The sequence below is a fragment of the Citrobacter freundii complex sp. CFNIH4 genome (assembly GCF_002934505.1).
Classification (GTDB): domain Bacteria; phylum Pseudomonadota; class Gammaproteobacteria; order Enterobacterales; family Enterobacteriaceae; genus Citrobacter; species Citrobacter freundii.
In genome coordinates, this window is the sequence record NZ_CP026231.1 from 1,070,745 (window position 1) to 1,084,997 (window position 14,253).

Here is a 14,253-nt window from a genome sequence, read left to right on the forward strand (position 1 = left end):
TTTGAATGCATAACGATAAAGATCTCTCTACGTGGCAGACGTTTCGCCGACTATGGCCAACCATAGCGCCTTTTAAATCGGGTCTGATCGTGGCGGGTATAGCGTTAGTCCTTAACGCGGCCAGCGATACCTTCATGTTATCGCTCCTTAAACCATTACTGGATGATGGTTTTGGTAAAACGGATCGTTCGGTGCTGCTGTGGATGCCGCTGGTGGTCATTGGGCTGATGATAGTTCGTGGCTTAACCAGTTATGTCTCAAGCTACTGTATCTCATGGGTGTCAGGCAAAGTGGTCATGACCATGCGTCGCCGCCTGTTTGGTCATATGATGGGCATGCCAGTCTCCTTTTTTGATAAACAGTCTACAGGTACGCTGTTGTCACGAATTACCTATGATTCAGAGCAGGTCGCGTCATCGTCTTCCGGCGCGCTGATCACCGTGGTACGTGAAGGGGCCTCAATCATTGGCCTGTTTATCATGATGTTCTATTACAGCTGGCAGCTGTCACTGATCCTGATTGTACTGGCGCCAATTGTGTCAGTGGCGATCCGTGTGGTTTCCAAGCGCTTTCGTAGCATCAGTAAAAACATGCAAAACACTATGGGGCAGGTTACGACCAGTGCGGAGCAGATGCTGAAAGGCCACAAAGAAGTTCTGATTTTTGGTGGTCAGGAAGTCGAAACCAAGCGCTTTGATAAGGTCAGCAACAAGATGCGTTTGCAGGGTATGAAGATGGTTTCCGCTTCTTCTATCTCTGACCCTATCATCCAGTTGATTGCGTCTCTGGCTCTGGCCTTCGTGTTATATGCGGCCAGCTTCCCAAGCGTAATGGAAAACCTGACGGCAGGGACAATTACTGTTGTCTTCTCCTCAATGATCGCGCTGATGCGTCCGTTGAAATCGCTGACCAACGTCAACGCGCAGTTCCAGCGCGGTATGGCGGCATGCCAGACCTTATTTACGATTCTGGATAGCGAACAGGAGAAAGATGAAGGTAAACGTGTTATCGAGCGTGCTACCGGCGATCTCGAGTTCCGCAACGTGACTTTCACCTATCCGGGACGTGAAGTACCGGCTCTGCGTAACATCAACCTGAATATTCCCGCGGGTAAAACCGTTGCTCTGGTTGGCCGTTCGGGCTCAGGGAAATCCACCATCGCCAGCCTGATTACGCGCTTCTACGATATTGATGAAGGGCAGATTCTGATGGACGGACACGATCTGCGCGAATATACCCTGGCATCCCTGCGCGATCAGGTTGCGTTGGTTTCGCAGAATGTGCACCTGTTTAACGATACGGTTGCCAACAACATCGCCTACGCGCGTACCGATATGTACAGCCGTGAGCAGATCGAAAAAGCGGCACAGATGGCCTACGCCATGGATTTCATCAACAAGATGGATAATGGTCTGGATACGGTGATTGGTGAAAACGGCGTCCTGCTTTCCGGCGGACAACGTCAGCGTATCGCTATCGCCCGTGCCTTGTTGCGTGACAGCCCAATTCTGATCCTTGATGAAGCAACATCAGCTCTTGATACCGAATCTGAACGTGCGATTCAGTCTGCGCTGGATGAGCTACAGAAAAACCGTACTTCTCTGGTCATTGCTCACCGTCTTTCAACCATTGAACAAGCCGACGAAATCATCGTGGTGGAGGATGGTCTGATTGTCGAACGCGGAACCCATAGCGACCTGATTGAGCAGCGCGGGGTCTATGCGCAATTACACAAAATGCAATTCGGTCAATGATCGCACGTATCTGGTCTGGTGAATCGCCGCTGTGGCGATTGTTACTTCCACTCTCCTGGCTTTATGGCCTGGTGAGTGGCGGGATCCGCCTATGCTACAAGCTTGGGCTGAAACGCGCTTGGCGCGCGCCAGTACCGGTTGTGGTGGTCGGAAACCTTACAGCCGGCGGCAATGGCAAAACACCGGTGGTGATTTGGCTGGTTGAACAACTGCAGCAACGTGGGATCCGCGTGGGCGTGGTGTCGCGTGGGTACGGCGGGAAAGCGGCTGCTTATCCGTTGTTATTGACCGCAGAGACCACTACCGCAGAAGCGGGTGATGAACCTGTGCTGATCGCCCAACGTACCGGCGTGCCGGTAGCGGTATCCCCGGTAAGATCGGATGCGGTAAAAGCCATTTTGGCCCAACATGACGTGCAGATTATTGTGACCGACGATGGGCTACAGCACTATCGTCTGGCGCGAGATGTTGAAATCGTGGTTATTGACGGCGAACGTCGGTTTGGCAATGGCTGGTGGCTTCCCGCTGGTCCAATGCGGGAACGCGCAGGTCGTCTAAAATCGGTGGATGCGACTATTGTTAACGGTGGCGTTGCGCAACCAGGGGAAATCCCTATGCGACTTGAACCGGGGCTGGCCGTTAATTTACGTACAGGCGAACGCCGTGATGTAGCGCAATTGCCCAATATTGTCGCCATGGCGGGCATTGGTCACCCTCCGCGTTTTTTTGCCACGCTGAAAGCATGCGGTGCCAGCGTGCAAAAAAGCATTGCGCTGGCAGACCATCAGTCTCTGACCTACAGTGACGTCAGTGCGTTTGTAAACGCCGGGCAAACGCTGGTGATGACGGAAAAAGATGCGGTTAAGTGCCGGGCATTTGCCGATGAAAACTGGTGGTATTTACCTGTTGACGCACATTTGTCAGGCGATCGGCCTGACGTGTTGCTGGATAGCTTAATCTCGCTGACTCGCTAACTGATTCACGCTGCGGCAGCGAATCATTTATGAGGCCATAGATGTCGTTGCCGCACCTTTCTCTGACGGATGCCCGTCATCTTCACCTTGCCGCTCAAGGTCTGCTGAAAAAAACACGCCGTCGGGCAACCCCGGCAGATATTCTCGCGACTATTTCGCGCATGTCGTTACTGCAAATCGATACCATCAATATTGTGGCGCGAAGTCCTTACCTGGTGCTGTTTAGTCGTTTAGGCGATTATTCACCCCAATGGCTGGACGACTCGTTACAGCAGGGCGAACTGATGGAATACTGGGCGCACGAGGCCTGCTTTTTGCCGCGCAGCGATTTTATGCTGATACGTCACCGCATGCTGGCCCCGGAGAATATGGGCTGGAAGTATAAAGCGGCGTGGATGAAAGAACATGCTCATGAAATTGAGCAACTGCTCCAGCACATCCAGCATAACGGACCGGTACGATCTGCTGATTTTGAGCATCCACGCAAGGGGAGCAGCGGCTGGTGGGAATGGAAACCGCAAAAGCGTCATCTTGAAGGGCTGTTCACTGCCGGGAAAGTGATGGTGGTGGAACGGCGTAATTTCCAGCGCGTGTATGATTTAACCCATCGCGTCATGCCACACTGGGACGATGAACGCGACCCACTTTCACAGGAAGATGCTGAAAGCGTCATGCTGGATAACAGCGCCCGCAGTCTGGGGATTTTCCGCGAACAATGGCTGGCAGACTACTATCGCCTGAAGCGCCCGGCGCTAAAAAACTGGTGCAACGAACGGGCGGAACAGCAACAGATTATTCCTGTCGACGTTGAAGGGCTGGGAACGCTGTGGCTGCATAGCCACCTTCAGCCGCTACTCGAACAGGCGCTGGCGGGCAAATTAACGGCGACCCACAGCGCAGTGTTATCGCCTTTTGATCCGGTGGTTTGGGATCGTAAACGGGCAGAGCAGCTATTCGATTTTAGCTACCGGCTGGAGTGTTACACGCCAGCACCAAAACGTCAGTACGGTTATTTCGTCTTGCCGTTGCTGCACCGCGGGCAGTTGGTTGGGCGAATGGATGCCAAAATGCACCGTAAAACGGGCGTGCTGGACGTGATTTCGCTGTGGTTACAGGATGGGGTTAAGCCTGGGGTGACTTTGCAAAAAGGATTGTTTCAGGCGATTGACGATTTTGCCCGCTGGCAACTGGCAACACGCGTGACGCTGGGACGTTATCCTGAAGGTTTATTTGCTGATGCACGCCATGGTTGGGAAATAGACCCAGCCCATTAAGCGATTATGTTAATATTTACGGATTCACAATCCGGTCCATCTGGAGGAACTATGGATCATCGTCTGCTTGAAATCATTGCCTGCCCGGTATGCAATGGCAAACTCTGGTTTAACCAGGAAAAACAGGAACTGATTTGTAAACTGGATAACCTTGCTTTCCCACTGCGTGATGGCATTCCTGTGTTACTGGAAACCGAAGCCCGCGTTCTGACTGCTGATGAGAGTAAATCATGAGTTTTGTGGTCATTATTCCTGCGCGTTATGCGTCCACTCGTCTGCCGGGCAAGCCGCTACTGGATATCAACGGCAAGCCTATGATCGTGCATGTCCTGGAGCGTGCGCGTGAATCTGGCGCTGAACGTATCATCGTGGCCACCGATCACGAGGATGTCGCTCGCGCGGTAGAAGCGGTGGGGGGGGAAGTGTGCATGACCCGCGCCGATCACCAGTCTGGTACGGAGCGCCTGGCGGAAGTCGTCGAGAAATGTGGTTTTAGCGATGATACCGTTATTGTGAACGTACAGGGTGATGAGCCGATGATTCCGGCGGTCATTATTCGCCAGGTGGCTGAGAATCTGGCGCAACGTCAGGTCGGCATGGCGACTCTTGCGGCTCCGATTCACAGTGCGGAAGAGGCATTTAATCCGAATGCGGTAAAAGTCGTTTTGGACGCTGAAGGATATGCGCTCTATTTTTCACGCGCGACCATCCCATGGGATCGCGATCGTTTCGCCAAAAGCCTGGAAACGGTGGGGGACACCTTCCTGCGCCATCTGGGCATTTACGGCTATCGCGCCGGTTTTATTCGCCGCTATGTTAACTGGCAGCCTAGCCCGCTTGAGCATATCGAAATGCTGGAGCAGCTGCGAGTGCTGTGGTACGGTGAAAAAATTCACGTTGCCGTCGCAAAAGAAGTCCCGGGTACCGGCGTAGACACTACCGAAGATCTCGAGCGCGTTCGCGCCGAAATGCCTTAGTTTTTCTCACGGCACTCCCCCATATTGATGCGTATTTTTGGGAGGAGTGTCGTATCGTTGCGCTTTCCCTCCACTTTTCTTTTCATCAATTGATCTCATCCGGGTGACATCTGTCTGCCCGACGCTCATTATGAAAGCAGTAGCATTTATGAGGGCAATCTGAAATGGAACAGTTGCGTGCCGAACTCAGCCACCTGCTGGGCGAAAAACTCAGTCGTATAGAATGCGTGAATGAAAAAGTGGATACGGCCCTGTGGTCACTGTACGACAGCCAGGGAAATCCGATGCCGCTGATGGCGAGAAGTTTCACCACGCCAGGTATGGCGCAGCAACTGGCATGGAAAACCTCCATGTTAGCGCGCAGCGGTACGGTGCGTATGCCCGTCATTTACGGGGTCTTGACCCACGAAGAGCATCCCGGCCCCGATGTGTTACTGCTTGAGCGTTTACGGGGTGTGCCGGTGGAAGCGCCAGCCCGAACGCCCGAACGCTGGGAACATTTAAAAGATCAGATCGTAGAAGGTCTGCTGTCATGGCATCGGCAGGATAGCCGTGGCTGCGTGGGAATGGTGGATAACACGCAAGAGAATATCTGGCCATCCTGGTATCGCCAGCGTGTTGAGGTGCTGTGGACCACGTTAAATCAGTTCAACAATACTGGCTTGACGATGCAGGATAAGCGGATCCTGTTTCGTACCCGTGAGTGTTTACCCGCTTTATTTGAAGGATTCAATGATAACTGCGTACTGATCCACGGTAATTTCAGTTTACGTAGCATGCTCAAAGACGCCCGTAGCGATCAGCTACTGGCCATGGTGGGACCGGGGTTGATGCTGTGGGCGCCCAGAGAGTATGAATTGTTCCGTTTAATGGATAACGCGCTGGCGGAAAGCCTGCTTTGGCAATACCTGCAACGCGCGCCCGTGGCGGAGTCCTTCATCTGGCGGCGCTGGCTGTATGTGTTATGGGATGAGGTGGCGCAACTAGTCAACACCGGACGTTTTAATCGCACCAACTTTGATCTGGCAACGAAATCACTGCTGCCGTGGCTCGCCTGAACCTTTTAACCACTGCCAGATGCGACCCAATGTTTCGTAACCAGCGCGATCGCTGTGCATCAACCAGACGGGAGAGGGGATCGCGCGTTCCCACGGATTTAGCGGTGAATCAATTGCTAACTGATTAGCCGGCGCGGGCAACGGGTGTAGTCCAGCCTGTTGGAAGAAAATCATTGCTCGTGGTAAGTGCGATGCGGAGGTCACCAGCAGGAACGGCGCGCTGCCGATGGCCTGCTTAACTGCAGCGGCTTCTTCTTCAGTATCTTTAGGTTTATCCAGCGTGATGATATCACCGGGTGGCACACCCAGTGACTGCGCTACGCGGGCTCCCGCTTCTGCAGTACTGACGTTATTGCTCTTTGCCGCAGCACCGGTAAAGATAAGCTTCGATCCCGGATTAGCACGCCAGAGGCGAATACCTTCATTCAGACGCGGAAGACTGTTGCTGATTAGGTTTGAACTTGGTGCCCACTGAGGATTCCAGGTATACCCTCCGCCCAGCACCACAATGTATTCCACTTTTTGTGTATCCTGCCAGGTTGGATAGCTGTCCTCAATCGGTTTCAGTAGGCTATCAGCGACGGGTTGCAAGCTAAGAAGTAACAGCGCCAGCCAACTCAGGCTAATGCACACTTTCCCTGTTTTTTGAAAGCGACTAAACCAGAGCAGCACCAGGCCTGTACCCATGATAATGAGCATTAGCGGAAGTGGCAGCATCATACCGCCAATCACTTTCTTCAGCGTAAAAAGCATCCTTTTTGGTTCCTTTTTTAACCATACAGCAGGGGATCTGCAGCGATATTACACCAGGAAGGTTCATTCTCGGCGTGGGTGTGACAAAATAGCGGTTTTACTTAGTCACCCTAAAGCCAGCATGTGGAGAGCCTGATGCGGGATCGCAATTTTGATGACATTGCAGAGAAGTTTTCCCGTAACATTTACGGCACCACTAAAGGTCAGCTTCGCCAGACGATCCTCTGGCAGGATCTGGACAAACTTCTTGCCGACTACGCGGGCCAGACATTGCGTGTGCTTGATGCGGGAGGCGGAGAAGGGCAGACAGCCATTCTGATGGCGCAGCGGGGCCATCACGTTACCTTGTGCGATCTTTCTGCTGAGATGGTGGCGCGAGCGCAACGGGCGGCAGAAGAGCAAGGTGTGAGCGACAACATGCATTTTATACATTGTGCCGCTCAGGACATCCCACAGCATTTGGATTCTCAGGTTGATCTGATATTGTTTCATGCTGTGCTGGAATGGGTGGCCGATCCGCAAGCCGTCTTAAAAACATTGTGGTCGATGTTACGCCCGGGCGGTGCTTTATCGCTGATGTTCTACAATGCAAATGGCCTGTTGATGCGTAATGTGTTGGTCGGTAATTTCGGCTATGTACAGCAGGGAATGTATAAAAAGAAACGGCGCACGTTGTCTCCCGATTTCCCGCGCGACCCTCAGCAGGTCTATGGCTGGCTGGAGGAGATTGGCTGGGAGATAACCGGTAAAACGGGCGTGAGGGTGTTTCATGATTATCTGCGTGATAAACAAAAACAGCATGACTGTTTTGATGCTTTAACAGAAATAGAAACGCGCTATTGCCGCCAGGAACCGTATATCAGCCTTGGGCGCTATATTCATGTCACCGCGATTAAACGTCCGGCCCGAGCCGCAGATGCAAGGATAACCTATGAGTGAATTTTCCCAGACAGTCCCCGAACTGGTTGCCTGGGCCAGAAAAAATGACTTCTCCATCTCTCTGCCGGTAGACAGACTTTCGTTCCTGCTGGCGGTCGCCACATTGAACGGTGAGCGACTTGACGGTGAGATGAGTGAAGGTGAACTGGTGGATGCGTTCCGCCATGTGAGTGATGCGTTTGAGCAAACCAGCGAAACCATCGGCGTCCGCGCCAACAACGCGATCAACGACATGGTGCGTCAACGTCTGCTGAACCGCTTTACCAGCGAGCAGGCTGAAGGCAACGCCATTTACCGTTTAACGCCGCTCGGGATTGGCATCACAGATTACTATATTCGTCAGCGCGAGTTCTCTACGCTGCGTCTTTCCATGCAACTGTCGATTGTTGCAGGCGAACTGAAGCGCGCGGCGGATGCGGCAGCGGAAGGTGGCGATGAGTTCCACTGGCACCGCAACGTCTATGCGCCATTGAAATACTCGGTGGCGGAGATTTTCGACAGTATCGATCTGACCCAGCGCATCATGGATGAACAGCAGCAGCAGGTAAAAGACGACATCGCACAGTTGCTAAACAAAGACTGGCGGGCGGCGATTTCCAGCTGTGAACTGTTGCTTTCTGAAACGTCTGGTACGCTGCGTGAACTGCAGGATACGCTGGAAGCGGCGGGGGATAAGCTGCAGGCTAACCTGTTACGCATCCAGGACGCCACAATGACGCATGATGATTTGCATTTTGTTGATCGGCTGGTGTTTGATTTACAAAGCAAGCTCGACCGCATTATTAGCTGGGGTCAGCAGTCCATTGACTTGTGGATCGGCTACGATCGTCATGTGCATAAATTTATCCGTACCGCGATCGATATGGATAAAAACCGCGTCTTCGCCCAGCGTCTGCGTCAGTCCGTGCAGACCTACTTTGACGACCCATGGGCGCTGACCTATGCCAACGCCGATCGTCTGTTGGATATGCGTGACGAGGAGATGGTGCTGCGTGACGAAGAGGTCACCGGTGAACTTCCGGAAGATCTGGAATATGAAGAATTTAACGAGATCCGTGAACAACTGGCGGCGATCATCGAAGAACAGCTGGCTATCTACAAATCCAGACAAACACCACTGGATCTCGGTTTGGTAGTGCGCGAGTATCTGGCGCAATACCCACGTGCGCGTCATTTCGACGTCGCGCGTATTGTTATCGATCAGGCGGTACGCCTTGGCGTAGCGCAAGCAGACTTCACCGGACTGCCAGCCAAATGGCAGCCGATTAATGATTACGGAGCCAAGGTACAGGCGCATGTCATTGACAAATATTGAACAAGTGATGCCGGTAAAGCTGGCGCAGGCGCTGGCGAATCCGTTATTTCCGGCGCTGGATAGCGCCTTACGTTCGGGCCGCCATATCGGTCTGGATGAACTGGATAATCATGCCTTCCTGATGGATTTTCAGGAATATTTTGAAGAGTTTTACAGCCGCTATAACGTGGAATTGATCCGTGCGCCGGAAGGGTTCTTTTACCTTCGTCCGCGTTCAACGACGCTCATTCCGCGTTCGGTCCTGTCTGAACTGGACATGATGGTGGGTAAAATTCTTTGCTATCTCTATCTCAGCCCGGAACGCCTGGCGAACGAAGGGATTTTTACCCAGCAAGAGCTGTATGACGAGCTGTTAACGCTGGCGGATGAAGCCAAACTGCTGAAGCTGGTGAACAACCGTTCAACCGGTTCTGACGTTGACCGCCAGAAGCTACAGGAAAAAGTGCGTTCTTCGCTCAACCGTTTGCGCCGCTTAGGCATGGTGTGGTTTCTGGGCCACGACAGCAGCAAATTCCGTATTACAGAATCTGTCTTCCGCTTTGGCGCGGATGTGCGTAGCGGTGACGATCCGCGTGAAGCACAACGTCGCTTAATTCGTGATGGTGAAGCGATGGCGGTCGAGAACCGTCTGCAGCTCAACGATGAGCCCGAAGAGAATCAGCCGGACAGTGGAGAAGAAGAATAATGATTGAACGCGGTAAATTTCGCTCACTTACGCTGATTAACTGGAATGGTTTTTTTGCCCGTACGTTTGATCTCGATGAGCTGGTCACCACGCTGTCCGGTGGTAACGGTGCGGGTAAATCCACCACCATGGCGGCATTTGTTACGGCGCTCATTCCGGACTTAACCCTGCTGCATTTCCGTAACACCACCGAAGCTGGTGCAACCAGCGGTTCACGTGATAAAGGTCTGCACGGTAAGCTGAAAGCAGGGGTCTGTTACTCAATGCTCGACGTCCTCAACTCGCGTCATCAGCGCGTGGTCGTGGGTGTGCGTCTGCAACAGGTTGCGGGTCGTGATCGCAAAGTGGATATCAAACCGTTTGCCATTCAGGGGCTGCCGATGTCGGTACAGCCAACCCAACTGGTGACGGAAACGCTGAACGAACGCCAGGCGCGCGTACTGTCTCTACCTGAGCTGAAAGAGAAGCTTGATGAGATGGAAGGTGTGCAGTTTAAGCAGTTCAACTCAATAACCGATTATCATTCGCTGATGTTCGATCTGGGCATCATTGCCCGTCGTCTGCGCTCCGCGTCTGATCGTAGTAAATTCTACCGTCTGATTGAAGCCTCGCTGTACGGCGGGATCTCCAGCGCCATTACCCGTTCACTGCGTGACTACCTGCTGCCGGAAAACGGCGGCGTACGTAAAGCGTTCCAGGATATGGAAGCCGCGCTGCGTGAAAACCGCATGACGCTGGAAGCGATTCGCGTAACCCAGTCTGACCGCGACCTGTTTAAGCATTTGATCAGCGAAGCGACCAACTATGTGGCTGCGGATTATATGCGCCACGCCAACGAACGTCGTATCCATCTGGATAAAGCACTGGAATATCGTCGTGAACTGTATACCTCACGTAAGCAGCTGGCGGCAGAGCAGTACAAGCACGTGGATATGGCGCGTGAACTGGGCGAGCATAACGGCGCCGAAGGCGATCTGGAAGCCGATTATCAGGCCGCGAGCGATCACCTGAATCTGGTGCAAACCGCGCTGCGTCAGCAGGAAAAAATTGAACGCTACGAAGCGGATCTCGAAGAACTGCAGATCCGTCTTGAAGAACAAAATGAGGTGGTTGCGGAAGCCGTTGACCACCAGGATGAAAACGAAGCCCGCGCGGAAGCCGCCGAACTGGAAGTGGATGAGCTGAAAAGCCAGCTTGCCGATTACCAGCAGGCGCTGGACGTCCAGCAGACGCGAGCCATCCAGTATACCCAGGCGATTCAGGCCCTAAATCGGGCGAAAGAGCTCTGCCACCTACCGGATCTGACAGCCGACAGCGCCGCCGAATGGCTGGAGACTTTCCAGGCCAAAGAGCAGGAAGCCACTGAAAAGCTGCTAACGCTTGAACAAAAAATGAGCGTGGCGCAAACCGCGCATAGCCAGTTCGAACAGGCTTATCAGCTGGTGGCGGCTATCAACGGCCCGCTGGCACGTAGTGAAGCCTGGAGCGTGGCGCGTGAACTGCTGCGCGAAGGCGTTGAACAGCGCCACCTGGCGGAACAGGTTCAGCCATTGCGTATGCGACTGAGCGAACTGGAGCAGCGTCTGCGCGAACAGCAGGATGCCGAGCGTCTGCTGGCCGAATTCTGCAAGCGTCAGGGTAAACAGTTTGATATCGATGAGCTGGAAGCGCTGCACCAGGAACTGGAAGCGCGCATCGCCGCCTTGTCGGACAGCGTCTCGTCTGCCAGCGAACAGCGTATGACGCTGCGTCAGGAACAGGAACAGCTACAATCCCGTATTCAGCATTTGATGAAGCGGGCACCTGTCTGGCTGGCTGCGCAAAATAGCCTGAATCAGCTTAGCGAGCAGTGTGGCGAAGAGTTTACCTCCAGCCAGGATGTGACCGAGTATCTGCAACAATTGCTGGAGCGCGAGCGTGAGGCCATTGTTGAGCGTGATGAAGTCGGTGCACGTAAAAATGCGGTTGATGAAGAGATTGAACGTTTAAGTCAGCCGGGCGGTGCGGAAGATCAGCGTCTGAACGCGCTGGCTGAACGCTTTGGCGGCGTGCTGCTGTCAGAAATTTATGATGACGTTAGCCTTGAAGATGCCCCGTACTTCTCTGCGCTGTACGGTCCTTCGCGCCATGCCATCGTGGTACCAGATCTATCACTAATTACCGAACAGCTTGAAGGGCTGACGGATTGCCCGGAAGATCTCTATTTCATCGAAGGGGATCCGCAGTCGTTTGATGATAGCGTCTTCAGCGTTGATGAACTGGAAAATGCGGTGGTGGTGAAAACCGCCGAGCGTCAATGGCGTTATTCCCGCTTCCCGAAGGTGCCTATTTTTGGTCGTGCAGCGCGTGAAAGCCGTATCGAAACCCTGCATGCCGAGCGTGAAGGGCTGTCTGAACGTTTCGCCACGCTCTCCTTTGATGTCCAGAAAACCCAGCGTCTGCATCAGGCGTTCAGCCGCTTTATCGGCAGCCATCTGTCGGTGGCGTTTGAAGCCGATCCAGAAGCGGAAATTCGCCAACTGAATAGCCGTCGCGTTGAACTGGAACGTGCGCTGACCAATCATGAAAATGATAATCAGCAAAGCCGTATGCAGTTTGAACAGGCGAAAGAGGGCGTCTCCGCGCTGAACCGACTGCTGCCGCGCTTGAATCTGCTGGCAGATGACACGCTGGCCGATCGCGTGGACGAAATTCGCGAGCGTCTGGATGAAGCTCAGGAAGCCGCGCGTTTTGTACAGCAACATGGTAATCAGTTGGCGAAACTGGAACCTATTGTTTCAGTTCTGCAAAATGACCCTGAGCAGTTTGAACAGCTGAAGGAAGACTATACGTATTCCCAGCAGATGCAGCGCGACGCACGTCAGCAGGCTTTTGCGCTGACTGAAGTCGTACAGCGTCGGGCGCACTTTAGTTATTCCGACTCAGCCGAAATGCTGAGCGGTAATAGCGATCTGAACGAAAAATTGCGTGAACGCCTGGAACAGGCGGAAGCCGAACGTACCCGCGCTCGTGAAGCGCTGCGTAGTCATGCTGCACAGTTAAGCCAGTACAACCAGGTCATGGCATCGCTAAAAAGCTCTTATGACACCAAAAAAGAGCTGCTTAATGATTTACAACGTGAACTGCAGGATATTGGCGTTCGTGCGGACAGCGGTGCCGAAGAGCGCGCGCGTATCCGTCGTGACGAACTGCATGCGCAGCTCAGCAACAACCGTGCACGCCGCAACCAACTTGAGAAAGCACTGACCTTCTGCGAAGCGGAGATGGAAAACCTGACCCGCAGACTGCGCAAGCTGGAACGTGATTATCATGAAATGCGTGAGCAGGTAGTCACCGCCAAAGCCGGCTGGTGTGCAGTCATGCGGATGGTGAAAGATAACGGTGTGGAACGTCGTCTGCACCGTCGCGAGTTGGCCTATCTTTCCGGTGACGAACTGCGTTCGATGTCGGATAAGGCGCTCGGTGCACTACGTCTGGCGGTTGCGGATAACGAACACCTGCGCGATGTGTTGCGTATGTCTGAAGATCCAAAACGCCCAGAGCGCAAAATCCAGTTCTTCGTCGCGGTTTACCAGCATCTGCGTGAACGTATTCGCCAGGATATTATCCGTACCGACGATCCGGTTGAAGCCATCGAACAGATGGAGATTGAGCTGAGCCGTCTGACGGAAGAGCTAACCTCTCGTGAACAGAAACTGGCGATCAGCTCTCGCAGCGTGGCGAACATTATTCGTAAGACCATTCAGCGTGAACAGAACCGTATTCGCATGCTGAACCAGGGGCTGCAAAGTGTGTCGTTTGGCCAGGTTAACAGCGTTCGCCTGAACGTCAATGTGCGTGAAACGCATGCTACCTTGCTGGACGTACTTTCAGAGCAACATGAACAGCATCAGGATCTGTTTAACAGCAATCGCCTGACCTTCTCAGAAGCGCTGGCGAAGCTGTATCAGCGCCTGAATCCGCAGATCGACATGGGGCAACGCACGCCGCAAACCATTGGTGAAGAGCTGCTGGACTATCGTAACTATCTGGAAATGGAAGTTGAGGTTAACCGTGGCTCTGACGGCTGGCTGCGTGCTGAATCTGGCGCGCTGTCAACGGGTGAAGCGATCGGGACCGGGATGTCTATTCTGGTGATGGTGGTGCAAAGCTGGGAAGATGAAGGTCGCAGATTGCGCGGGAAAGACATCTCTCCTTGCCGCCTGCTGTTCCTTGATGAAGCAGCACGACTCGATGCGCGTTCTATTGCGACTCTGTTTGAGCTGTGTGAGCGTTTGCAGATGCAGCTGATTATCGCTGCGCCGGAAAACATCAGCCCAGAGAAAGGCACCACCTACAAACTGGTGCGTAAAGTCTTCCAGAACACCGAGCACGTTCATGTGGTGGGGCTGCGCGGATTTGCGCCTCAGTTACCGGAACCACTGCCGGGGACTGAAGATGCCTCCTCGCAGGCAAGCTAAATAGAAAGGCGGTCATTTGACCGCCTTTCTTCTTTTCCGAAAAGTCTCAATTGCAGGTGCAATT

The 14,253-nt window shown here is 53.4% G+C and carries 11 protein-coding genes; 10 read left to right on the top strand and 1 reads right to left on the bottom strand.

Annotated elements, in window-relative coordinates:
• Nucleotides 1-5: 5 nt before the first annotated feature.
• The 6 genes from msbA (at nucleotide 6) to C2U41_RS05410 (ending at nucleotide 6,037) form a co-directional block, all read left to right on the top strand.
• Nucleotides 6-1,754 carry a lipid A ABC transporter ATP-binding protein/permease MsbA gene (gene msbA, locus C2U41_RS05385; RefSeq protein ID WP_003035784.1) on the top strand — a complete coding sequence of 583 codons (1,749 nt, stop codon included), beginning with the start codon at nucleotides 6-8 and terminating at the stop codon, nucleotides 1,752-1,754.
• Entirely contained in the window at nucleotides 1,751-2,728 is a 978-nt protein-coding gene (lpxK, locus tag C2U41_RS05390) for a tetraacyldisaccharide 4'-kinase (protein WP_003836886.1), read from the top strand. The genes msbA and lpxK overlap by 4 nt, the downstream gene beginning before the upstream one ends.
• Before the next feature lie 41 nt (nucleotides 2,729-2,769).
• Nucleotides 2,770-4,002: a winged helix-turn-helix domain-containing protein gene (locus C2U41_RS05395; protein ID WP_003846998.1), complete on the top strand. Its 1,233-nt coding sequence runs from the start codon at nucleotides 2,770-2,772 to the stop codon at nucleotides 4,000-4,002.
• A gap of 51 nt (nucleotides 4,003-4,053) precedes the next feature.
• Nucleotides 4,054-4,236: a protein YcaR gene (gene ycaR / locus C2U41_RS05400; protein ID WP_003035793.1), complete on the top strand. Its 183-nt coding sequence runs from the start codon at nucleotides 4,054-4,056 to the stop codon at nucleotides 4,234-4,236.
• Nucleotides 4,233-4,979, top strand: coding sequence for a 3-deoxy-manno-octulosonate cytidylyltransferase (gene kdsB, locus C2U41_RS05405; RefSeq protein ID WP_003035796.1), 747 nt, complete (start codon nucleotides 4,233-4,235; stop codon nucleotides 4,977-4,979). The genes ycaR and kdsB overlap by 4 nt, the downstream gene beginning before the upstream one ends.
• A gap of 164 nt (nucleotides 4,980-5,143) precedes the next feature.
• The gene (locus C2U41_RS05410) at nucleotides 5,144-6,037 is read left to right on the top strand and encodes a YcbJ family phosphotransferase (RefSeq protein ID WP_003035798.1); all 894 of its coding nucleotides are present in this window, start codon (nucleotides 5,144-5,146) and stop codon (nucleotides 6,035-6,037) included.
• Here the strand turns inward: C2U41_RS05410 and elyC are convergent.
• On the bottom strand, nucleotides 6,014-6,790 hold the full coding sequence (gene elyC / locus C2U41_RS05415; protein ID WP_032936335.1) for an envelope biogenesis factor ElyC: 777 nt from the start codon (nucleotides 6,788-6,790) through the stop codon (nucleotides 6,014-6,016). The two genes, C2U41_RS05410 and elyC, sit on opposite strands and share 24 nt — an antisense overlap.
• 135 nt (nucleotides 6,791-6,925) lie before the next feature.
• Here elyC and cmoM point away from each other — a divergent pair, with 135 nt between their 5' ends.
• From cmoM to mukB, 4 genes are read left to right on the top strand one after another with little or no spacing between them, the layout of a single operon-like run.
• A complete protein-coding gene (gene cmoM / locus C2U41_RS05420; RefSeq protein ID WP_003035803.1) occupies nucleotides 6,926-7,729 on the top strand; it encodes a tRNA uridine 5-oxyacetic acid(34) methyltransferase CmoM in 804 nt (267 codons plus the stop codon).
• Complete coding sequence (gene mukF, locus C2U41_RS05425; RefSeq protein WP_003836877.1) at nucleotides 7,722-9,044, top strand: chromosome partition protein MukF; 1,323 nt, start codon at nucleotides 7,722-7,724, stop codon at nucleotides 9,042-9,044. Before cmoM ends, mukF begins: the two co-directional genes overlap by 8 nt.
• Nucleotides 9,025-9,729 carry a chromosome partition protein MukE gene (gene mukE / locus C2U41_RS05430; protein ID WP_003035809.1) on the top strand — a complete coding sequence of 235 codons (705 nt, stop codon included), beginning with the start codon at nucleotides 9,025-9,027 and terminating at the stop codon, nucleotides 9,727-9,729. Before mukF ends, mukE begins: the two co-directional genes overlap by 20 nt.
• Entirely contained in the window at nucleotides 9,729-14,189 is a 4,461-nt protein-coding gene (mukB, locus tag C2U41_RS05435) for a chromosome partition protein MukB (protein ID WP_071684546.1), read from the top strand. The genes mukE and mukB overlap by 1 nt, the downstream gene beginning before the upstream one ends.
• Nucleotides 14,190-14,253 lie beyond the last annotated feature (64 nt).

Coding starts and splice junctions, on each gene's coding strand:
- msbA (WP_003035784.1), top strand. CDS start 6: ATGCATAACGATAAAGATCTCTCTACGTGGCAGACGTTTCGCCGACTA.
- lpxK (WP_003836886.1), top strand. CDS start 1,751: ATGATCGCACGTATCTGGTCTGGTGAATCGCCGCTGTGGCGATTGTTA.
- C2U41_RS05395 (WP_003846998.1), top strand. CDS start 2,770: ATGTCGTTGCCGCACCTTTCTCTGACGGATGCCCGTCATCTTCACCTT.
- ycaR (WP_003035793.1), top strand. CDS start 4,054: ATGGATCATCGTCTGCTTGAAATCATTGCCTGCCCGGTATGCAATGGC.
- kdsB (WP_003035796.1), top strand. CDS start 4,233: ATGAGTTTTGTGGTCATTATTCCTGCGCGTTATGCGTCCACTCGTCTG.
- C2U41_RS05410 (WP_003035798.1), top strand. CDS start 5,144: ATGGAACAGTTGCGTGCCGAACTCAGCCACCTGCTGGGCGAAAAACTC.
- elyC (WP_032936335.1), bottom strand. CDS start 6,790: ATGCTTTTTACGCTGAAGAAAGTGATTGGCGGTATGATGCTGCCACTT.
- cmoM (WP_003035803.1), top strand. CDS start 6,926: ATGCGGGATCGCAATTTTGATGACATTGCAGAGAAGTTTTCCCGTAAC.
- mukF (WP_003836877.1), top strand. CDS start 7,722: ATGAGTGAATTTTCCCAGACAGTCCCCGAACTGGTTGCCTGGGCCAGA.
- mukE (WP_003035809.1), top strand. CDS start 9,025: ATGTCATTGACAAATATTGAACAAGTGATGCCGGTAAAGCTGGCGCAG.
- mukB (WP_071684546.1), top strand. CDS start 9,729: ATGATTGAACGCGGTAAATTTCGCTCACTTACGCTGATTAACTGGAAT.